Raw genomic sequence first — 21,535 nt, forward strand, 5'->3', positions numbered from 1 at the left:
GCGAGCAGGCTCGCTCCCACCTTTGGATTTGTGTGGCTCGCTGGATTTTGAGCTCACCGAAAATCCCTGTGGGAGCGAGCTTGCCCGCGATGGCGGGGGGTCAATCAAATCAAAGTTGCCTGACACTGCGCCTTCGCGAGCAGGCTCGCTCCCACCTTTGGATTTGTGTGGCTCGCTGGATTTTGAGCTCACCGAAAATCCCTGTGGGAGCGGGCTTGCCCGCGATGGCGGTGGGTCAGTCAAATCAACATTGCCTGACACTGCGCCTTCGCGAGCAGGCTCGCTCCCACATTGGATTTGTGTGGCTCGCTGGATTTTGAGCACACCGCAATACCCCTGTGGGAGCGGGCTTGCCCGCGATGGCGGTGGGTCAATCAAATCGACGTTGCCTGACAGTGCGCATTCGCGAGCAAGCTGCTCCCACATTTGGATTTGTGTGACTCACCGGATTTTGAGCGCACAGCAAAATCCCTGTGGGAGCGAGCCTGCTCGCGAAAGCGGTGGATCATTCACATCATCATTGACTGAAACTCCGCCTTCGCGAGCAGGCTCGCTCCCACAGGGGTCTAGGGTGTCAGGACTATTGGGGATACCCGGTGATTTTGCGGATGCTTTGGTACAGCGGTTTGAGCTGGCGATACATGCGCAAATACACCTCTCTGTACAACTGCTCATAAACCTTCTGCGCCTCAGGCTGCGGTGTGAAGACAGCTCCAACCCGTGTCATCGCCGCAATGGCCGATGGAAAATCCCTGTGCAACCCCAACCCCACCGCGCAGCAAATCGCCGCCCCCAACCCGGACGCTTCATACACATGCGGGCGCTCTGCCGGCAGGCCGAAGATGTTGGCGGTCAGTTGCATGGCGGCGTCGCTTTGCGAGCCGCCGCCGGCGACGCGCAGGCGTTTGATCGAGACTTTTGAGCGTCGCTCGATATTCTCCATGCCCTGGCGCAGCGCGTAGGCCAAGCCTTCGAGAATGGCCCGGTAGATGTGCGCGCGAGTGTGTACGTCGCCGAAGCCGATCATCGCGCCTTTGGCTTCCACGCCCGGTTCGCGGATACCCGGTGACCAGTAGGGTTGCAGCATCAGGCCCATCGAACCCGGCGGCACCGCGTTGACCAGCGCGTCGAACAGTTGCTCCGGTTCGATGCCCTGTTCTTTTGCCTGTTGCATCTCGCGCAGGCCGAATTCGTTCTTGAACCAGCTGACCATCCAATAGCCGCGATAGATCATCACTTCGCAGTTGTACTGATCAGGCACGGCCGAGGGATATGGCGGGATCAGCGGGACGATTTCCAGGTAGCGTGAGCGTGTGCTGGTGATGGTCGCGGTGGTGCCGTAGGACAGGCACACGGTGCTGGCATCGACCACGCCGGAGCCGATCACTTCGCAGGCCTTGTCGGCGCCGGCGGCAATCAGCGGCAGACCTTCGGGAATGCCGGTGTGGCGCGCGGCTTCGGCCGTGATGTAGCCGAGGGTTTCGCCGGGTTTATGCAAGGTTGGCAACTGCTCGGGGCGCACCGCCAGTGCCTGCCATTTCCAGTCGCGCGGCGCCGCCCACTTCAGCCGTTTGAAATCGAAGGGCAGATAACCGACGCAGCAGCCGACCGAATCGACGAAGCGCCCGCACAGGCGATGAGTCAGAAAGCCCGAGAGCAGCAGAAACTTGTCGGTCGCCGCCCACACCCCGGGTTGATGCCGAGCGATCCAGTTGGCTTCGGCCTGGGCGCGAAAGTAATCCACCGTTGCCTTGGCGCCGACCAGTTTGAGCAGCCAGCCCCACGGCCCTTTGATGCCGCCCTCGACCTCAGCCTGACGTTGATCGAGCCAGACAATCGCCGGGCGTAGCGGTTTGCCCTCGGCATCGACATTGATCACCGTGCCGCGCTGGGTGGTCAGGGACACGCCGGCAATCTGCGCACGGTCGATGCCGGTCTGCTGCCAGAGTTGCTGGCAGGCCTCGCCGAGTTTCGCCCAGTAATATTCCGGATCCTGCTCGGCCCAACCGGGTTGCGTCGAGTAGTACGCCTGCAAGTCGACTTTGCCTTTGCCGAGCAGATTGCCCTGCAGATCGAAGAGCAACGCGCGCACGCTCTGGGTGCCGTTGTCGATCGCTAACAGGTATTTCATGGCGTGATCTCCGGCAGGCCGTGATCGCGCAGCCACAACAATCGATAACGCTGGATTTCCGCTAGCCAGCGCTCATCGTCCCAGGCCAATCGTGGCTGGCAGAGCGTGCGAATCGCAGGCAGATAGTCCTCGCCACCGCGCGGCAGCAACAGGCCCAAACGGGTGCGGCGCAGCAGCAAATCATCCAGGTGCAGAATCATTTCCGCCTCGCAGGCAAACGCCAGCTCTGCCCACAACGTATCGGTGGCGCCAACCGTTTCCAGACCGACTTCGCCGAGCAATTGCGCCAGCCTCGGCAGGTCTCGACCGTGACGTCCGGCCAAGCGTCGCCATTGATTGCCACCCAGTCCCGCAATCGTCAGCGGCGGCACAGCGGCGAACACCGGCGCGCCGTCATCGACAAAGGAACGCCCAAGCATCACCGCACAAGCCTTGAGCACTTCGATCGCTTGCGGGCGAAATGTGGTCAGTTTGCCGCCGGCCAAAGTCACGCAACCGGGCTCCTGCCACAGCACATGTTCGCGGGTCTCGTTGGACGGTTTGCCCTGCTGCGCACCCGCCGCGCTGCCCACCACCGGACGCACGCCTGACCAGGTCGACAGCACATCGTCGACGCTCACTTCGGCGCCGGGAAATTGCTGCTGGCAAGCGGCGAGCAGATAGTCGAGCTCTTCGCTGGAAATGCGTGCGCTGTGGTCGAGGTCTTCGCGGTGATCGAGGTCCGTGGTGCCGACCACCGTCGCGCCTTCCCACTGAAACACGAACACCGGGCGCCGATCGCGCTGATGCAGAAAAGTGAACGCCTGCGCCACTGGCAAACGCCAGCCCGGCAGCAACAGATGACTGCCGCGCAACGGTCGTAATTGCCGTGGTGCCTCAGTCGGACGCAGCCGTTCGGCCCATGCGCCGGTGGCAACGGCCAACACAGCGGAGCGCAATTGCAGCGTCGCCCCGCCCTCGCCATCTTCCACCTGAACCCCGCACACCCGCCCGCCTTCACGCAGCAGTTGCGTGACGCGCACACTATTGAGCACCACCGCGCCATCGGCCCGAGCCTCGCGCAGTACGCGCATGACCAGCCGCGCATCATCGGTCAGTGCATCGACAAAACAGCTGCCGCCGAGCAAACCTTTTTCCTTCACCCCCGGGGCGAGAAAGCGCAGTTGCTCGGCGTCATGAAAAGCATGGTTGCGCCGCCCCGCCAGCGCGTCGTAAACCGAGAGCAGGCCGCCCATGACGCGCGGCCCGGGAAAGCCGCCGCGATAGTGCGGCATCATGAAACTCATCGGCTCGACCAGCCCCGGCGCTTCGTCGAGCAGGCGCTGACGCTCGCGCACCGAATCGCGGGTCAGGCGCCACTGGCCCTTGGCGATGTAACGCAAACCGCCATGGACCATTTTCGATGATCGGCTGGAGGTGCCCCAGGCAAAATCGCGCTGTTCCAGCAGCAGACAGCGCCAGCCCCGGCGCGCGGCTTCGCGGACGATTCCGGCGCCGCTGATGCCGCCGCCGATGACGATCAGGTCCCAGATATCATCCGCCAGCGTCGGCAGAATCTGCTCGCGCCACTGCGCGCTCCAGTTCGCCGTCATGGCCGCGACTCTGGCAACAGCGTGCCCGGGTTGAGGCGCTTCTCCGGGTCGAAATGTTCGCTCAGCGCCTGCAACGTCTGTATCGCCAGCGGGCCTTTTTCCCGTAGCAGATACGGCGCATGATCCTTGCCGACGCCATGCTGATGGCTGATGGTGCCGTGGTTGTCGACGATGGTTTGGCTGGCCGCGTGTTTGAGCATCCGCCAGCGCGCCAGCGTCGCGGCATAGTCCGCTGCCGGGCGAAACACGTAGGTGGTGTAAATGCTCGAGCCCTCACCGTAAACGTGCGAGAGATGAGTGAACACATGCACCCGTTCGCCCTCGGCGGCCAAGGCGTCGCGCAGGCTGTTTTCGATCAGGCTGAGCAAGTGATCGACGTTGCTCCAGTCGGTGGCGGTTTCGAGGGTGTCGACCACGTAACCGGCGTTCCACAGGTTCTCGCGCAGGTAGGGAAAGCGGAAGCGGTTCCGCGCCCACTTCTTGCCCAGCAGGGTACCGGTGAATACGCCGCCGAAGGCTTTCAGATGCTGGCGCGCGTGTTTCAGCGACAGTGCGTTTTGCTGGCGATTGCCGGTCACACCGAAGGTCAGCAGGCATTTGCCGGCGCCGGCACCGCGCAGCTTGAGGTACTTTTCCAGCCAGGCGATCTGCTGCGGATGGCCGGCCAGCGCCAGTTGCGTTTCGGTTTCCACCGCGTTGGACAGGCGCAGCATCGACAGCGGTACGCGCGCCTGCGCCAGTTGCCGGATCGCCTGCAATGCCTGCGGCCAGTCGGGCAGGAACACACCGTAGAAACGTTCGTCCGCCGGCAACGCACTGACCCGCACTTTGACTTCGGAAATGATCCCGAAACGGCCTTCGCAACCGAGCACCATTTCACGCAGATCCGGGCCGGCGGCCGACGCCGGAAACGTCGGAATCTGCAGAGGCCCGGCGAAGGTTTCCAGAGTGCCGCCGGCGAACAATTGCTCGATCCGACCATAGCGCAACGACTGCTGGCCACTGGAACGACTGGCCACCCAACCGCCTAGGGTCGACAGCTCCCACGACTGCGGAAAATGCCCCAGCGTGTAGCCGCGTGCGCGCAACTGGCTTTCCACTTGCGGCCCGCTGGCGCCGGGGCCGAATGTCGCCAACAGGCTCTGTTCGTCGAGATCGGTCAGGCGATTCATTCGCGCCAGCGACACCGTCAGCACCGGGCGCGCGGAGTTTGGCGGATTGATGTGCCCGGCCACCGACGTGCCGCCGCCATAGGGAATCAGGCACAGATCCTGATCATCGGCGAGCGCGAGCAATTGGCGGATCTGCTCGGCGGTTTCGGGAAACGCCACGGCATCGGGATACGTGCCCAACGCGCCTTCGCGCAGCGCCAGCCAATCCGGCAGGCTCTGGCCGCGCGCGTGCAGCAGGCGATCGTGAGTATCGATGCTGTACAAGCGGTGCGGCACCAGGCGCGAGGTCGGCACTTGCGCCAACGCCGCTGCCAACGTCGCATCGGGCAACGCGTGGCCAGCGCCCAAGCGTTCGTGGAGAAATGTCGTGCCCTGGGCCGGCAGTTCGACCACCGTGCCTGCCTCTCCCCAGCCGTTCCAGCGTCGCATGCGTGTGTCCTTTTTCTGCCGTTGGATCAAGCTTGCATACTAGTCAGCGCTGGAGATCTGTCACGGTCGCATCCGGCCAGAACCTGTAGCGAATGGCGCCAAACGTCCGGGCATTTACTTTCGCCGGGCAATCCACTTACCTTGCGGCATTCATTCGCTCACGCGCCGTCGATCAAAGGACCGCGACCATGCCATCGCTCGGCTTCACTTCCGTTCCGCCGCTGCTCAAATACCTGCGCCATGCCGAACAGTTGGGCCTGGCCATCGAGCCTGCATTGGCGGCGGCCGGGTTGCAGGCGCAGCAGTTGAGCGACAACACCTTGCGCCTGCCGGGTGAGGTTCACGAGCGCTTGCTGGATTATTTCTGCGAGCACTCGGGCGATGGGTTGTTCGGGCTGCATGCGGCGAATTTCGTCCTGCCCAATTCTTGGAGCGTGCTCGGTTACATCACCATGAACTGCGCGACGTTGGGCGATGCGATGAGCCGGATCATGCCGTTCGAAAAACTGGTCGGCGACATGGGCGTCAGCCGCGCCGAGGTGCAGGGCGAGCACGTGCATCTGATCTGGACCTGCCGTTACCAGCGGCCACGGATTCGTCGGCATCTGGTGGAAAACGTGCTCGGTTCGTGGCTGCACTACGCGCGCTGGATCGCCGACACGCAGCTGTCGCCGGCCTGCGTATGGCTGGAGCATGCGCGGCCGGATGAGGTGACGCAGGCCGAATACGAAGCGTTTTTTGGTTGCCCGGTGCGGTTCGATCAGGCGTATTCGGCGCTGGTGGTGCCGCTGGATTATTTGCAGTTGCCGCTGCGGCAGGCCGATGCGCAGTTGCTGCGAACTCTGGAAGAACATGCGATGGGCTTGCTGGCGACGCTGGAGGATGCGTCGCTCGGGGAGCAGGTGAAAAACATCCTGCGGGGTTTGCTCAAGGAGGGCTTGCCGCGCAAGGAGCAAGTGGCGGAGCAGCTCAGCATCTCGGTGCGCACGTTGCAGCGGCAGTTGCAGCAGGTCGGGACGTCGTATCAGCAGATTCTCGATGAGCTGCGTCAGGAGTTGGCGGAGCATTATTTGCTTAATAGCACGTTGCCGATTCAGGACATTGCGCAGTATCTGGGCTTTACCGAACCGCGCTCGTTTCATCGCACCTTCAAGAGCTGGCGCGGGATGCCGCCGGGGGAGTTTCGGCTGCGGAATCGGCGGTGATGCTGATGACCTCTTCGCGAGCAGGCTCGCTCCCACAGTAGTTCTCGGTTGTCTGCATTTCCGAGTTCACCGCAGATCCCCTGTGGGAGCGAGCCTGCTCGCGAAGGCGTCATTCGCCACACCGATTAAACACGTCTTGGCACAACTGTTTAAAGCGACACGGCATTCCGCGAAACCACCCACAATTCCTTGCGCCGCTGCCTACGCCTGCGCCAGAATCCGCCGGCTTGTGCGCCTTGGGGCCTGCCGTTAACTTGATTCCGTCACTGATTTCTCAGTGATCGAGCTTAGCGGCTCGGACAGCATTCCGGTTGTACAAGTCCAATCCGGTCAGGCTCACGCCTGCACTCGATGGTGGCTGTGCGCATGGCATCTTCGGATGCACCGGGTTGAATGCTTACCGGTCCGCTAACTTGCGCACAGCTGCCTCCCTTTGCTTAGCGGCGAAACGGATGCAGCTTCATAAGAGGCAAGCATTCATGTTCAAAGTAACCCCAAACCCGCCCCCCACAGACCCGGCATCTCCCTACGAATCCGCCGACTCAAAGAAATTCCACGAAGCCGCCGACCGCGCCCTCGACCATTACCTCGGCCCATCCAGCGCCGAATTCATGGCCCCGCCCTACAAGTCCAACACGCTGTACATGGCCAATCCCGAGGCTGACAACGAATCGCTATTGGCAGATGCCTGCGAAACGTTGGGGTCGGCGACGGTGATGCTCAACGATCAGGCGGGGCTGGTGAACGGCTCGCAGCGCAAGACGTTGCAGGGCATTGCGCAGATTGTGATGGTCGCGGAGATGGCGGTGAATCGGGTGCTGGATCGGTTGGTGCCGACTGATTGAGGACTTTTGCGGGATTTGGTGTGGGCTGGTTTTTGTGGGGTGTCAGGGGTTGCCCTCACCCCAGCCCTCTCCCCAGGGAGAGGGAGCCGACCGTGCGATGCTCACGAATTACGCCGACCAGAAATGACCGCTGTGAATCCATATTCGACTCGGCCGTTCAGGTCGACGTTTGAAGCGCGGTCAACTCGGTCGGTCCCCTCTCCCCCCGGGAGAGGGCTAGGGTGAGGGGCTTTTGATCTCAGGCATGCAGATCAAAGACTGATCGCATTGGTAAACACCAACCGATTGCCAAACGGATCGGCAATGGTCATGTCCTGGCTGCCCCAAGGCATCGCCTGAATCTGCGGATGCGAGAACGTGTAATCCTTGGCCATCAGCTGCTGCTGAAACGCCTCCAGCTCATCGGTCTCGATACGCAGCGCCGAACCCGGGCAGGCATCGCCGTGATGCTCGGACAGATGCAGCACACACTCGCCCCGTGACACCTGCAGATACAGCGGAAAATTCGCTTCGAAGCGGTGCTGCCAGTCGATCTTGAAACCGAGAAAATCGACGTAGAACTCGACAGCCTTGGCCTCATCGAAGATCCGCAGGACCGGGGTGGTTTTGCCGAAGCTCATGGGGTGCTCCCTGACTGATTGGCCCCACAGTGTAGACGGGGAGGATGTCAGCAAATCGGCTTGTGGATGGCTTTCTTTAATTGCAATGTGCCATCACCACAGAAAATCAAAAGATTGCAGCCGGGTGTACACCTGTAGGAGCTGCCGAAGGCTGCGATCTTTTGGCGTCATCACCATCAATCAAATCCTTCGCGCAAATCACCTTCACGTGCCAGAAACCGACCTGCCCTGCCCCCACTCGCCTGTCCATCGCGATAACTCAACACGCCGTTGACCCAAACCCCGTCAATCCCCTGCGCCGCCCGCTGCGGATCGTTGAAATCGGCCACATCGCGCACGGTCGCCGGATCGAACAACACCAGATCCGCCCAATGTCCTTCACGAATCTCGCCCCTTTCCTGCAAGCCAAAACGCGCCGCCGACAGGCCGGTCATCTTGTGCACGGCGGTGTGCAGCGGAAACAGGCCAACGTCGCGACTGAAATGGCCGAGCACCCGTGGGAAAGCGCCCCACAGGCGCGGATGCGGGAACGGGTCTTCGGGCAGTCCGTCAGAACCGACCATCGACAGCGGATGGGCGAGGATTCTTCTGACATCGGCCTCGTCCATGCCGTAGTACACCGCCCCGGCCGGTTGCAGACGTTTCGCGGTTTCTTCCAGCGACAGTTTCCATTCGCCAGCGATGTCGATCAGGTCGCGCCCGCTGACTTCCGGGTGCGGCGTCGACCAGGTGATGGTGATGCGATGGGCATCGGTGACTTGCTTCAAATCCAGCGTCGAGGAACTCGCCGCATAGGGATAGCAATCGCAGCCGACCGGATGGGTTTTCGCTGCCTCTTCCAGCGCTGCGAGCAATTGCGGACTGCGTCCCCAGTTACCGACGCCGGCGCATTTGAGGTGAGAAATGATCACCGGCGATTGCGCGTGGCGGCCGATTTGAAATGCTTCGTCCATCGCCTCCAGCACCGGGGCGAATTCGCTGCGCAAATGGGTGGTGTACACCGCGCCGAACGCCGTCAGTTCTTCGGTCAGTTGCATGACCTCATCGGTGGACGCGTTGAAGGCGCTGGCGTAGGCCAGGCCTGTGGATAAACCCAACGCGCCAGCCTCGAGACTGTCGCGCAGTTGCTCGCGCATGGCAGTGATTTCGCCGGGCGTTGCAGTGCGGAACAAATCCTCGAGGTGATTGCTGCGCAGCGCGGTGTGGCCGACCAGTGCCGCAACGTTCAACGTGGTGTTGGCCGCTTCGACGGCGGCGCGGTAGTCGCTGAAGCGCGGATAGACGAACGCCGCTGCGCTGCCGAGCAGGTTCATCGGATCGGGTGGATCGCTTTTCAAAGTGACCGGCGAAGCGCTGATGCCGCAGTTGCCGACAATCACCGTGGTCACGCCCTGGCTGAGCTTGGGCAGCATCTCGGGTTGGCGGATGACCACGGTGTCGTCGTGGGTATGCACGTCGATGAAACCCGGCGCCAGCACGCGGCCGGCGGCGTCGATTTCTTCGGTGGCGCGGGCGTCAGGCAGATCGCCGATACGCTCGATGCGACCATTGAGAATCGCCACGTCGGCGCGGTAGCCCGGCGTGTTGCTGCCGTCGATGAGCAGAGCGTTGCGGATGAGCGTGTCGTACTGCATGTCAGTCTCCCAGCGGCAGGTGATCGTCGCCGCCACGGTATTCGTCGAGGGCGAGTTTGATTCGCCGCAGACGTTCTTGATTGTCTTCAGGGCTGGCCAGCGCCAGCTCCGTGGCGAGCACGTCGATGGCCAGCAGCATGCCGTAGCGCGCCGCCGTCGGTTTGTAGATGAACGAGGTTTCCGCGCCTTGCAGCGGCAGCACGACGTCGGCCAGTTCGGCCAGCGGTGAGTCGGCGCGAGTGATGGCGAGGATGCGCGCGCCGTAGTTGCGTGCCAGCTCCACGGTTTCCAAAAGCTCCGGGGTGATGCCGGTCAGCGAGCAGGCGATCAGCACTTGCTCGGCGTTCAAACTGGCGGCGGTGACGCGCATCATCACCGCGTCATGACACACCGCAATCGGGTAACCGAGGCGCACCAGGCGCACCTGCAATTCATCGCTGCACAGGGTCGAGCAACCGCCCATGCCGAACGCGTGAATCATCCGCGCCTGACTGAGCAACTTCACTGCGTCGGCGAAGCGCGATTCATCGAAACCGGCCAGATGCTGGCGCAGCGTGGTTTCGATGTCGCCGACGATCTGCCCGTAGAACGCCGACTGCTCAGGCGTGCCCGCCGGGTCGAGAAACCGACTGCCAACGCCGCTGGCCTGGGCCAGTTGCAGACGCAGATCGCGCAGGTCACGGCAGCCGACTGTGCGGGCAAAGCGCGACAGCGTGGCGGTGCTGACCTCGGCGCGTTGCGCGAGGTCTTCGAGGCTGGCGCTGGCGGCAAAGCCGACATCGTCGAGCATCAACCGCGCAATGCGCCCCTCGCCGGCACTGAAGGAATCCTGGCGGGCGCGGATCTGGTAGAGGATGTCCATGGGCGGCGGGCTCCGGTTACAGCAGGTAGGAAAGGCCGACGGTCAGCGCGAAAGCGACCAGCGAAATCAGCGTCTCGAGCACGGTCCAGGTCTTGAACGTCTGCGCGACCGTCATGTTGAAGTATTCCTTGATCAACCAGAAGCCGCCGTCGTTGACGTGGGAAAAGATAACCGAGCCGGCGCCGGTCGCCAGCACCAAAAGCTCAGGATGTGGATAACCCAGACCGATGGCCACCGGCGCGACAACGCCTGATGCGGTGGTCATCGCCACGGTGGCCGAGCCAGTGGCAACGCGCATCAGCGCAGCGAACAACCAGCCCATGATCAGTGGCGACAAATGAAATTCATGGGCAAGGCTGACGATCTGATCGGTGACGCCGGCATCCACCAGAATCCGGTTCAAGCCGCCGCCCGCGCCGACCAGCAAGGTGATGCTGGCGGTGGGCGCGAGGCATTCGTTGGTGAACTTGAGGATCGATTCGCGGTTGAAACCTTGGGCAATCCCTAGCGTCCAGAAGCTCAGCAAAGTCGCCAGCAACAGCGCGATCACCGAATTGCCGATGAACAGCAGAAACTGGTTGAACGCGCTGCCGGGGGTGGAAATCAGGTTGGCCCAGCCGCCGATCAACATCAGCACCACCGGCAGCAAAATGGTCGCCATCGTAATGCCGAAACCCGGCAGTTTGTCGCGCGGTTCGCGGTCGAGAAATTGCTTTTCCAGCGGGTTGTCCGCCGGCAATTGAATGCGCGGCACGATGAATTTCGCGTACAGCGGGCCGGCGATGATTGCGGTCGGAATGCCGATCGCAATCGCGTACAGCAAGGTCTGCCCGACCGAGGCCTGATAGGCCTGCACCGCGAGCATCGCCGCCGGGTGCGGTGGCACCAGCGCATGCACCACCGAAAGGCCGGCCACCATCGGCAGCCCGACCATCAGAATCGACACGCCGACGCGGCGCGCCACGGTGAAAGCGATTGGCACCAGCAAGACGAAACCGACTTCAAAGAACAGCGGCAAGCCGACCAGAAACGCGATGCAGACCATCGCCCAATGCGCGTTCTTCTCGCCGAATCGCTCGATCAGCGTGCGCGCCATCTGCTCGGCCCCACCGGACTCGGCCATCATCTTGCCGAGCATCGTTCCCAACGCCACCACCAGCGCAATATGCCCCAGCGTCTTGCCGACGCCGGCCTCATACGCACCGACCACCGCCGACGGCGGCATCCCGGCCACCAGCGCCAGGCCCAGGGAGATCAGGGTGATGACAATGAACGGATTGAGCCGGTAACGGGCGATCAACACGATCAGCGCAATGATGGCCACGGCGGCGTAGACCAGCAGCCAATAGCCGAAGGAAGGCGTCATGCGGTACTCCTCGAAAGGGTCACGTTCGAATGGGTTGTGAAACTCATAAATCATTTCGAGATCGAGATTTCAAACCACATGAAAATAATTTTCGTGGAGAGACAAGGTGTGTCGCTGATGGGTATGGCGTGTCGTGATTAATGAAAATTGCGGGTCTGGATTTTCATGGCTTTCCCGATCACCACGCAACTCTGTGGGAGCGAGCCTGCTCGCGAAGACGGCTTCACATTCAACATCTGCATTGACTGACCCACCGCTTTCGCGAGCAGGCTCGCTCCCACAGTTTTTGATCGCATTTCTCCAGTCAGAACGCGGTCAAGTTGTAGGAGTGAGCCGCTCGCGATTGCGGTGGGTCAAAACATGATTCTCTGACTGACCCAACGCAATCGCGAGCAGGCTCGCTCCCACAGTTTTGATCGCATTCCTTCAGGTAGAACGCGGTCAACCTGTGGGAGCGAGCCTGCTCGCGAATGGCTTCACTCGGTGCGCGCTGGATTCACACCATTTCGTTACGAATCCATTCCACCACCGACGTGCGCTTCGGCGCCCAGCCCAGCAGGTCGCGGGCGTGTTTGCCGCGGACGCGGCTGTTGGAGCCGAGGCCGTAGTTGGCCATTTCGTAGCCCCATTCGGCTTCGGCGTCTTGCAATGGCCAGTCTTGCGGTTCGCCCAGATTGAGGGCTTCGGCCATGGCGGTGGTCATGTCGATGAACGAGGCTTCACCGCTCTCGACGAAGTAGAAAGTGCCCGGCACGTTTTTGGTCAGCGCCAGCTGGTATAGGGCGACGACGTCTTCGATGTGCACGTTGGACCAGATGTTCTGCCCTGTTCCGAGGTGGCGAACGACGCCGCTTTTGCGCGCCTGTTTCAGCAGTCGCGGCAATTGCACGCTGTCGCGGTTGACGCCCAGGCTGTGGCCGTAGATCAGGGTGTTGCAGATCACCGCCGAGTTCACGCCATCCTGCGCCGCCGCGAGCACGAGGTTGTCGATGGCTACGCGATCGGCCTTGTCGACAGTCGGCTCCGGCAGGTTGTCCTCGTAGTAAATGTCATCGCTGGATTTGCCGCCGGAAGCGTCGCCGACAATGCTCGAACCGCTGGTGTGCAGAAAGACTTTATTCGAGCCGCGCAAAGCGTCGAGCAACGCTGCAACCGCACCGCGATGATCGCTGCTGGCAGCGTTGATGACGGCATCGGCGGCACGGGCCTGTTGCGCCAGCAATTGGCTGTCATCAAGGGTGCCGATTACCGCGTTCATGCCCAATGCTTTCAGCTCATCAGCCTGCTCCGCGCTGCGCACCAGGCCGGTGACGTTGTGCCCGGCCTGCACCAGGCCGGTGGCGATGGAACCGCCGATGAAACCGGCAGCGCCAGTGACGAATACGTTCATGGAGGAACTCCCTGCGTGAATAAGTAATGCAGCGAGTATCGACCGATGAACCCAGGCGAAAAACCCGCCCTCGGCCAATTCACTCTTGCGCAGGGATCACGAATCAGCCTTTGAATTCGGCGCTGGCGTAGGCGGCGAGTTTGCCCTGGATAAAGTCGAGGAAGCACTGGATGCGCAACGCCAGTTGCGAGTTGCGGTAGTACACGGCGTTGATCGGCTGGCGGTAGCCGCTGTTGAATTCGCCGAGCAGGACTTTCAGGCGCCCGGCACGGATGTCGTCGATGGTCATGAAGTGCGACAGGCAGGCAATGCCCTGCCCTTCCAGCGCCAAATGGCGCACGGTTTCGCCGCTGGAAGCGCTGATCGCCGGGCTGATCGGCCAGCGGTCGCCGTGCACATAGCGCAGCGGCCATTGGTTGAGGCCTTCGTTCTGGGTGAAGCCGAGCAACGTGTGTTCGCTCAAATCCGCCACTTGGCGTGGCGCGCCGTGCTTTTTCAAATAAGCGGGGCTGGCGACGATCATTAACGGACTGCAACCGAGCGAACGCGCATGCAGCGTCGAGTCGGCGAGGGTGCCGATGCGGATGGCGACGTCGGTGCTTTGTTCCAGCAGGTCAATGATCAGGTCATTGCTGTTGAGTTCGAGTTGGATGTCCGGGTACAGCTGCCGGAATTCGTCGATGTAGGGAACGATGGCGTGGAGCATGAACGGCGAGGCGGCGTTGATGCGCAGGCGTCCGGATGGGGTCTGCTGGCGCGAAGACAGGCGTTCTTCGAGTTGATCCATCTGGTCGAGAATCAGCTTGGCCTGTTCGAAGAAATACTTGCCCTCCTCGGTCAGGTCCATGCGTCGCGTGGTGCGGTTGATCAGCGTGGTGTCGAGCTTGGCTTCGAGCTTCGACAGCGTGCGACTGACGGCCGACGGCGTCTGGCCGACCTGCTCGGCGGCGGCGGAAATCGAACCGCACTCGATCACGCAGACGAAAATCTGCAACTCATCGGATCTGGCTTTCACGGGTGTCCTCGCTGGAATCGCCGATCGCAGCCTGTAGCCATGCCCCCTGTAGAAGCTGCCGCAGGCTGCGATCTTTTGCTGTACCCGGATAGTAGCCCGAAACCCATCAAGCCTTGAGGCCAAACACCTCAGTCAGATGCTGCTCATAGCGCACTACATCATTGTCGATATTCGGACGCTTCATCACGTCGACGCAGAGGAAGGTCGGCAGCGCGGTCATGCCCAGAAACTCGTTGGCCTTGTGGAACGGGAAGTACACGGCGTCCACGCCTTTGGCTTCGAAGAAATCAGTCGGGTCATCGAAGGCTTGCTGCGGCGCGTTCCAGGTCAGCGACAGCATGTATTGCTTGCCCTGAATCAGACCGCCGCTGCCGTACTTCTGCGAAGCATCGGAACGGGTGCGGCCGTCGCTGGCGTAGAGGCTGCCGTGGCCTTCGGTGAAAACTTCGTCGATATACTTTTTCACCGTCCACGGCGCGCCCATCCACCAGCCCGGCATCTGATAAATGATCACGTCGGCCCAGAGGAATTTCGCCACTTCTTCGGCAACGTCGTAGCCCTCATCAATGAAGGTGGTCTTGACGTCGACACCGCCGCGATCGAGCACGCTCAGCGCGGTCTCGTGCAAGGTGGTGTTGTAGCGGCCATCGGAGTGGGCGAATTTTTTACCGCCATTGAGCAGCAGGACTTTTTTCATCGAAAAACCTCGGCGCAGCCTTCAAGGCTGGATTGAAACAGGAATTGGAATGGCCGCAGATTAACCATCGATCTCGCGCGGAAACAGCCACGTCGGCGCAAAATACATTTGATCAAAACGCACGAATCGATCGCCAATTGTTGCCGTAGCATCGCCGCTTTCTGCTTTGAGGAAGTTGTGATGAGTGAACGCCAGGGTTTCATCCTGCACGCCAAAACCCGCCCGGAAAAAGCCGCCGAATTCGAAGCGCTGTTCCGTGCTTACGTGGAGCCGAGCCGCGCCGAACCGGGCTGCATCGAGTACCACATGCTGCGCGACCAGCAGGATCCGACGCTGTTTATCTTCTACGAGATCTGGGCCAGCCAGGCGCATCTGGATGAGCACTCGGCATTGCCGCACATGAAAGCGTTCTTCGCCAAACGCATGGACTATCTGGAGCGTGATTTCGATATCCGCCCGATCGACATGCTCAGCGAATCGTCGGCTAGCCGCTGATCAGCAAATGGGCGCCGAGCGCGCCCAGTCCGATAAAGAACACGCGCTTGAACAGCACCGCACTGATGCGCTGACGCAACCATTGGCCAAGCCACATGCCGAGCATGGCCGGGATCAGCGCCAGCAGCGAGGCGCTCAATTCGCCACCGCCGAGTGCGCCGTGCCAGAGCAGCCCGAGCGCCAGCGCCAGGGTCGAAACCGTGAAGGACAGGCCGAGTGCCTGCACCAGCTCATCGCGGCTCAGCCCCAGCGCTTGCAAGTACGGCACCGCTGGAATCACGAAGACGCCGGTGGCTGAGGTGATGACGCCGGTGATCAGGCCACACAGCGGGCCGAGCCAGCGTTCATGACGCGGGTTGACGTGCAAAGTCGGCAGAAACAGTCCGCTCAATGCGTACAGCAGCAGCGCCGCGCCAAGTCCGCGCACCACCCAATGGCCGCCGGCCATGCCGATCCACAGGGTGCCGATGCCGGTGCCGAGGAAGATCAGCAGCAGCATGGGCCAGAGACGTTTGATCAAGCTATTCAGGTGGCCACCGAAGGCCAGTTGCCAGAGGTTGGTCAGGGTCGCCGGAATGATCAACAGCGCGGCTGCCTGCGCCGGCGCCATAGCCAGACCGAGCAGACCCATGGCGACGGTGGGCAGGCCGAGGCCAATCACGCCTTTGACCGTGCCGGCGAGCAAGAAGGTGGCGATGACCAGCAGGGACAGGGTCAGGCCGAGGGTTTGGTAGAAGTCGGTTAGTGTGTGCATTAGGGTAATGTGCACTGATCCGGGCTGGGGGAAAATCTGCCATATACTGAGGCAGCCTCTTCCTTTGCAAGAGGCTGATCTTTGCAGTGATGTATCTGGCCTCATCGCTGGCAAGCCAGCTCCCACAGAATCTCGGTTGTTCATCCATTTAGAGATCAACAAGAAACCCGTGGGAGCTGGCTTGCCAGCGAAAGGGCCAGCCCACACACCATAAAAATCAGAGGCAAACCCCATGCACTTCGACCTCACCGACCTGCGCCTCTACCTGCACATTCTCGACACCGGTAACATCACCGCCGGCGCTGCCCGCAGCCACTTGTCCCTCGCCGCCGCCAGCGCCCGAATCCGCGCGATGGAAGCCTCGCTGGGCGCCGAATTCCTCGAACGTGGTCGGCGTGGCGTCACCCCGATGCCTGCCGGCAAAGCCCTCGCCCGCCATGCGCGCATCCTTTTGCAACAGGCCGAACGCATGCAGCAGGACCTTGCCGATTATGCGCAAGGCGTCAAAGGCCAGGTGCGACTGTTGTGCAACACCACGGCGATCACCGAGTACCTGCCGGAAGTGCTCGCGGATTTCCTGCGCATCCATCCCAATCTCGACATCGATCTACAGGAACTGCCCAGCGCGCGGATCACCCATGCCTTGCGCGAAGGCGCAGCGGACTTGGGCATCGTCTCCGACGCGGTCGACACCAACGGCCTACAGACTCAAGCGTTTCGCTACGATCCGCTGGTGCTGATTCTGCCGCTCGATCACCCGTTGTCTGACGCCGCCGAGGTCAGTTTCAGCGACGCGTTGCAGCACGACTTTGTCGGATTGAGCGCCGACAGCGCATTGGCGATTTATCTGGAAGAACAGGCGCTGCACAGCGGCGCGCGAATGCAGGTGCGCATTCGCGCCGATGGCTTTGATGGCGCAATGCGCATGGTCGCCCGTGGTGCCGGCCTGGCCATCGTGCCGTTGGCCGCTGTCCAACGCGCGATGCTCGAGCAGTTCAAGTGCGTGACTCTGAATGAGCCATGGGCGCGTCGCAGGTTATTGCTCTGCGCGAGAGACTTCGCCGCGCTGCCGGGTTATGCCCAGGCATTGTTACAAGCGCTCATCGCTGCGCGTTTCTGAGCACTCCGATGTCGACCCCAGACAACTGAGCGACAACCGGGCGCTATAGGGTGCGACTTCAATTCTCAAGTCCACTTGCCCGGAGTCCCTATGACCGCGACCGCCCCTATCACCGTTCTGCGCGACACTCACCCGCTGCCGGTACTCGACGCCTGCAAGTGGGAAAAACTCGAAGGCGACCCGCACACCGTCAACCTCAACGCCTACACCAGCGAAGACGGCAGCAAGATCATGGGCACCTGGATCTGCACACCGGGCAAGTGGCGCGTCGATTATGTGAAGTGGGAGTACTGCCATTTCCAGGAAGGCTACTGCGTGATCACCCCGGACGGCATGGCGCCGATCCACCTGCGCGCCGGCGATATCTTCGTCGTTGAGCCGGGCATGAAAGGCACGTGGGAAGTTGTCGAGACCGTGCGCAAATATTTCGTCTTCGCCTGATGCAAAAAAGCCGGGAAATCACCCGACGTGATTTCCCGGCAAATGTCCCGGCGTTGCTAAAACCTGTGGCGAGGGGATTTATCCCCGCTCGACTGCGGACCAGTCGCAAACCCTGAGCACTCGGTTTACCTGACACAATCCAGGGGGCTGCTGCGCAACCCAACGGGGATAAATCCCCTCACCACAAAGGTCCGACCGCGATTACTGCGGCTTGCGATAGCTGTTGATGATCGCCGAGAAATCCTTCCCGCCGTCACCGCGCTGGCTCATCGCCTGATACAACTGCTGCGCCACCGCGCCGAGCACCACCGGTTGATGCGCCTGCCGCGCCGCTTCCGTCGCCAGCCCGAGATCCTTGAGCATCAGTTCTGCACCGAACCCGCCGGTATAACCCCGCGAGGCCGGCGCCGTTTCGACGATGCCCGGCCACGGGTTGTACATCTCCGAACTCCAGCAGCGACCGGTCGAGCTGTTGATGATCCCGGCCAGCACGCCGGTGTCGATCCCCAGCGCATCGCCCAACGCCATCGCCTCACTGACGCCGACCATCGAAATCGCCAGCAGCAGGTTGTTGCAGATCTTGGCGATCTGGCCGGTGCCGACTTCACCGCAATGGACGATGTTGCGGCCCATCTGCGCCAGCACCGGTTGCAGGGTGGCGAACAGTTCCGGGGTGGCGCCGACCATGAAGGTCAGCGTGCCGGCGGTCGCGCCGCCAGTGCCGCCGGAGACCGGCGCATCGGCCATGGCCACGCCGTGTTTGGCGGCGGCCGCAGCAACGTCGCGGGCGGTCTGCGGATCGATAGTGCTGCAATCCACCGCCGGCACGCCTTGGCGAATGCCGGCGAGCACGCCCTCCTCACCCAGCCAGACACTGCGCACATGCACAGCGGCCGGGAGCATGGTGATCACCAGTTCGGCATCCTCGGCAGCCTCACGCGCCGAAGCACGAATGCTGCCGCCCAGTTGCTCGAGTTCCGCCAGCACGGTTTTGTTCAGGTCGACCAGGTTCAACGAGTGGCCGGCCTTGATCAGGTTGCGCGCCATCGGCGCGCCCATGTTGCCCAGCCCGATAAATGCGATTTTCATGATCGAATCCTCAGCGCAGGTTGATGGTGGTGTTTACGCCGTCGTTGACGCTGTCGTCATCGAACCAGCGCGCCGTTACCGTTTTGGTCTGCGTGTAGAACTGCACCACTTGCTTGCCGTACGGGCCGAGGTCGCCGAGTTTCGAACCGCGCGAGCCGGTGAAGCTGAAGAACGGTACCGGTACCGGAATCGGGATGTTGATGCCGACCTGCCCGACGTCGATTTCCGTCTGGAATTTGCGCGCCGCCGCGCCGCTCTGGGTGAACAGGCCAGTGCCGTTGCCGAACGGATTGGCGTTGACCAGCGCGATCGCCTGATCGAGGGTGTCGACTTCCAGCACCACCAGCACCGGGCCGAAGATTTCCTGGGTGTATATCTGCATGTCGGTGGTCACACCGGAGAACAGGGTCGGGCCGACAAAGTTGCCCTGCTCGTAGCCCGGCACACTGATGTCGCGACCATCGAGTTCGAGCTTGGCACCTTCCTTGATGCCGCTTTCGATCAGTTCGAGAATCCGCGCCTTGGCCTTTTTCGAAATCACCGGACCGACATCGGTGCCCGGCTCGCTGCCAGCGTTGACCCTGAGTTTTTGCGCCAGCGCTTTCAGATCCGGCAGCCACTGTTTTGCGGCACCGACCAGCACCACCACCGAGGTGGCCATGCAGCGTTGCCCGGCGGCACCGAAACCGGCACCGACCAACGCATTCAGCGCTTGCTCGCGATTGGCGTCCGGCAGTACCACGGCGTGGTTTTTTGCGCCCATCATCGACTGCACGCGTTTGCCGTGTTTGCCGGCCAGGTCATAAACGTGGGTGCCGACAGCGGTCGAACCGACGAACGACACGGCTTTGATGTCCTTGTGCGTGCACAGGCCATCGACCACATCCTTGCCGCCATGAACGACGTTGAGCACGCCCGCCGGAACGCCAGCCTCAATGGCCAGTTCCACCAGCAGCATGGTCGACAGCGGATCCTGTTCCGAAGGCTTGAGCACGAAGGTGTTGCCGCACGCGATCGCCATCGGGAACATCCACAGCGGAATCATCGCCGGGAAGTTGAACGGCGTGATGCCGGCGCAGACGCCGATCGGCTGGCGCAGGGTGTAAGTGTCGACGCCGCCGGCGACGTTCTCGGCGAATTCGCCCATTTGCAGGGTGCCGATCGAGCAAGCGTGCTCGACCACTTCCAGACCTCGGAAAATATCGCCCTCGGCATCAGCAATGGTCTTGCCCTGTTCGGCGCTGAGGACCACGGCGATGCGCTTGGAGTGCTCGCGGATCAGCGCTTGCAGCTTGAGCATGATGCGCATGCGCGCGCCGATCGGGGTCAGTTTCCAGGTCTGGAAGGCGCGCTGGGCGGCGCTGACAGCGGCATCGACCTCAGCGGCGGTGGCGAACGGAACCTTGGCCAGCACTTGCTGGGTGGCCGGGTTGACGATGTCGTGCCACTCGGTGGTCTGCGACTCGACCCATTCGCCATCGATCAGCAGTTTGACCTTTTGCAGCGTGGTGTCGTTGGGCGTAAGCGATGCGTTCATGCTGGTCTCCAGAACTTGTTTTTATCGTAGGAGCCAAGGCGAAAGGTTCGCCTTGAGATGAGGCGTGTGTCCAGAATGGTTGTCGGACTGTTTTTGGAGTATAGATGTGCAAACTTCTAATAAGAACGCACATATAAGCCCGACCATCATGCAAAAAAACATCACCTCGCTAGGCTCGCTGAACTGGGACGACCTGAAGTTTTTCCTCGAAGTCGCCCGCACCCGCAAGGCCAGCACCGCCGCCAAACGCCTGGCCGTCGATTACACCACGGTGTCGCGACGGATCAGTTCGCTGGAAGCGGCGCTCGGCACATTGCTGTTCGAAAAATCCCGCACCAGCGGCTTCGTCCTGACCACTGAAGGCCAGCGCTTGCTCGGTTATGCCGAGTCGATCGAAAGCACGTTGCACATGGCCTGCGAGCAGGTTTCGGGTTCGGGCGTGGCCCTGTCCGGCCATGTGCGCATGGGCTGCACCGAAGGCTTCGGCAGTTTTTTCATCACCCCGCAACTGAGCCATTTCGTCGACGCCTACCCGGCGATCTCGGTGGACATCCTGCCGCTGCCGCACTTCATCAGCCTGTCCAAGCGCGAGGCCGACATCGTCATCGCCCTCGAGCGGCCGGAGCACGGGCCGTACGTCTGCTGCAAACTCTGCGACTACCGCTTGCAGCTGTATGCAACCCAGAACTACCTCGACAAACACCCACCGATCCGCCGCCCGGCCGATTTGAGCAAGCATCAATTCATCAGTTATGTGGATGACCTGGCGTTCAGCTCAGAGCTGCTTTACCTGGCCAACGTGCTGCCCGGCGCCAGCGCACATTTGCGCAGCACCAGCGTGATCGCGCAATACGTCGCCGCGCAGCAGGGCCGCTCGCTGGCGATCCTGCCGTGCTTCCTCGCCGCGCAGGATCCACGATTGCTGCCGGTGTTGCCGGAGGAAATCGACATCACCCGGCAGTTCTGGATGTACTGCCGGGAGGATCTGCGCAAGTTGAAGCGGATTACGTTGTTGTGGGATTACATCCGCGAGGTGACTGAGCTAAATCGCCCGTTATTACTGGGCGAAACGCGAGACCTTCGATTCGCAGACTGAAAATCTACAGAGAGAGCAAGGCGATCTTCCCCAACGACCCGACAG

19 protein-coding genes are annotated in these 21,535 nt (G+C 61.8%); 6 read left to right on the forward strand and 13 right to left on the reverse strand.

Annotation, left to right across the window (positions count from 1 at the left end):
- Nucleotides 1-580: 580 nt before the first annotated feature.
- From AC0IXA_RS21250 to AC0IXA_RS21260, 3 genes are read right to left on the reverse strand one after another with little or no spacing between them, the layout of a single operon-like run.
- Nucleotides 581-2,131: an FGGY-family carbohydrate kinase gene (locus AC0IXA_RS21250; RefSeq protein ID WP_471814453.1), complete on the reverse strand. Its 1,551-nt coding sequence runs from the start codon at nucleotides 2,129-2,131 to the stop codon at nucleotides 581-583.
- Nucleotides 2,128-3,723, reverse strand: a complete 1,596-nt coding sequence (locus tag AC0IXA_RS21255; RefSeq protein WP_471814454.1) for a glycerol-3-phosphate dehydrogenase/oxidase — start codon at nucleotides 3,721-3,723, stop codon at nucleotides 2,128-2,130. Before AC0IXA_RS21255 ends, AC0IXA_RS21250 begins: the two co-directional genes overlap by 4 nt.
- Entirely contained in the window at nucleotides 3,720-5,324 is a 1,605-nt protein-coding gene (locus AC0IXA_RS21260) for an FAD-binding oxidoreductase (protein WP_471814455.1), read from the reverse strand. The genes AC0IXA_RS21255 and AC0IXA_RS21260 overlap by 4 nt, the downstream gene beginning before the upstream one ends.
- 188 nt (nucleotides 5,325-5,512) lie before the next feature.
- Between AC0IXA_RS21260 and gliR the strand changes: the two genes are divergently transcribed.
- Entirely contained in the window at nucleotides 5,513-6,529 is a 1,017-nt protein-coding gene (gliR, locus tag AC0IXA_RS21265) for an AraC family transcriptional regulator GliR (protein WP_471814456.1), read from the forward strand.
- Between the two features lie 479 nt (nucleotides 6,530-7,008).
- A complete protein-coding gene (locus tag AC0IXA_RS21270) occupies nucleotides 7,009-7,374 on the forward strand; it encodes a DUF6124 family protein (protein ID WP_122699388.1) in 366 nt (121 codons plus the stop codon).
- Nucleotides 7,375-7,625: 251 nt separating this feature from the next.
- Here the strand turns inward: AC0IXA_RS21270 and AC0IXA_RS21275 are convergent, their stop codons facing one another.
- From AC0IXA_RS21275 to mdaB, 7 genes are all read right to left on the reverse strand, one after another.
- Complete coding sequence (locus AC0IXA_RS21275; RefSeq protein ID WP_137215556.1) at nucleotides 7,626-7,994, reverse strand: glyoxalase superfamily protein; 369 nt, start codon at nucleotides 7,992-7,994, stop codon at nucleotides 7,626-7,628.
- Between the two features lie 176 nt (nucleotides 7,995-8,170).
- Complete coding sequence (locus tag AC0IXA_RS21280) at nucleotides 8,171-9,628, reverse strand: N-acyl-D-amino-acid deacylase family protein (RefSeq protein WP_471814457.1); 1,458 nt, start codon at nucleotides 9,626-9,628, stop codon at nucleotides 8,171-8,173.
- 1 nt (nucleotide 9,629) lies between these two features.
- Entirely contained in the window at nucleotides 9,630-10,490 is an 861-nt protein-coding gene (locus AC0IXA_RS21285; protein ID WP_341639028.1) for a MurR/RpiR family transcriptional regulator, read from the reverse strand.
- Nucleotides 10,491-10,506: 16 nt separating this feature from the next.
- Nucleotides 10,507-11,856 (reverse strand): GntP family permease, encoded by a 1,350-nt coding sequence (locus tag AC0IXA_RS21290; RefSeq protein WP_460154314.1) that lies wholly within the window; start codon nucleotides 11,854-11,856, stop codon nucleotides 10,507-10,509.
- A gap of 496 nt (nucleotides 11,857-12,352) precedes the next feature.
- A complete protein-coding gene (locus AC0IXA_RS21295) occupies nucleotides 12,353-13,246 on the reverse strand; it encodes an NAD-dependent epimerase/dehydratase family protein (RefSeq protein WP_471814458.1) in 894 nt (297 codons plus the stop codon).
- Between the two features lie 103 nt (nucleotides 13,247-13,349).
- Nucleotides 13,350-14,261: a LysR family transcriptional regulator gene (locus tag AC0IXA_RS21300; RefSeq protein ID WP_122610788.1), complete on the reverse strand. Its 912-nt coding sequence runs from the start codon at nucleotides 14,259-14,261 to the stop codon at nucleotides 13,350-13,352.
- 106 nt (nucleotides 14,262-14,367) lie between these two features.
- Nucleotides 14,368-14,958, reverse strand: a complete 591-nt coding sequence (gene mdaB / locus AC0IXA_RS21305; RefSeq protein ID WP_016771795.1) for an NADPH:quinone oxidoreductase MdaB — start codon at nucleotides 14,956-14,958, stop codon at nucleotides 14,368-14,370.
- A 180-nt stretch (nucleotides 14,959-15,138) separates the two neighbouring features.
- Here mdaB and AC0IXA_RS21310 point away from each other — a divergent pair, with 180 nt between their 5' ends.
- Nucleotides 15,139-15,453 carry a putative quinol monooxygenase gene (locus AC0IXA_RS21310; RefSeq protein WP_122602648.1) on the forward strand — a complete coding sequence of 105 codons (315 nt, stop codon included), beginning with the start codon at nucleotides 15,139-15,141 and terminating at the stop codon, nucleotides 15,451-15,453.
- Here the strand turns inward: AC0IXA_RS21310 and AC0IXA_RS21315 are convergent.
- Nucleotides 15,443-16,207 (reverse strand): sulfite exporter TauE/SafE family protein, encoded by a 765-nt coding sequence (locus AC0IXA_RS21315; RefSeq protein WP_471814459.1) that lies wholly within the window; start codon nucleotides 16,205-16,207, stop codon nucleotides 15,443-15,445. The genes AC0IXA_RS21310 and AC0IXA_RS21315 overlap by 11 nt on opposite strands.
- Nucleotides 16,208-16,439: 232 nt before the next feature.
- Between AC0IXA_RS21315 and AC0IXA_RS21320 the strand changes: the two genes are divergently transcribed.
- Both AC0IXA_RS21320 and AC0IXA_RS21325 read left to right on the forward strand, forming a co-directional pair.
- Nucleotides 16,440-17,327, forward strand: coding sequence for a LysR family transcriptional regulator (locus tag AC0IXA_RS21320; RefSeq protein ID WP_471814460.1), 888 nt, complete (start codon nucleotides 16,440-16,442; stop codon nucleotides 17,325-17,327).
- A gap of 90 nt (nucleotides 17,328-17,417) precedes the next feature.
- Entirely contained in the window at nucleotides 17,418-17,768 is a 351-nt protein-coding gene (locus AC0IXA_RS21325; RefSeq protein ID WP_016770579.1) for a cupin domain-containing protein, read from the forward strand.
- Nucleotides 17,769-17,969: 201 nt separating this feature from the next.
- Here AC0IXA_RS21325 and mmsB read toward each other — a convergent pair whose 3' ends face one another.
- Together mmsB and AC0IXA_RS21335 are read right to left on the reverse strand one after the other, a co-directional pair.
- The gene (gene mmsB, locus AC0IXA_RS21330; protein ID WP_122508176.1) at nucleotides 17,970-18,857 is read right to left on the reverse strand and encodes a 3-hydroxyisobutyrate dehydrogenase; all 888 of its coding nucleotides are present in this window, start codon (nucleotides 18,855-18,857) and stop codon (nucleotides 17,970-17,972) included.
- Nucleotides 18,858-18,867: 10 nt separating this feature from the next.
- Nucleotides 18,868-20,394 (reverse strand): CoA-acylating methylmalonate-semialdehyde dehydrogenase, encoded by a 1,527-nt coding sequence (locus AC0IXA_RS21335; protein ID WP_110603515.1) that lies wholly within the window; start codon nucleotides 20,392-20,394, stop codon nucleotides 18,868-18,870.
- Nucleotides 20,395-20,542: 148 nt separating this feature from the next.
- On the opposite strand from AC0IXA_RS21335, the gene AC0IXA_RS21340 reads away from it, so the two are divergent.
- Nucleotides 20,543-21,490, forward strand: coding sequence for a LysR family transcriptional regulator (locus tag AC0IXA_RS21340; RefSeq protein ID WP_471814469.1), 948 nt, complete (start codon nucleotides 20,543-20,545; stop codon nucleotides 21,488-21,490).
- Nucleotides 21,491-21,535 lie beyond the last annotated feature (45 nt).

This window comes from Pseudomonas sp. AC083 (genome assembly GCF_979253165.1).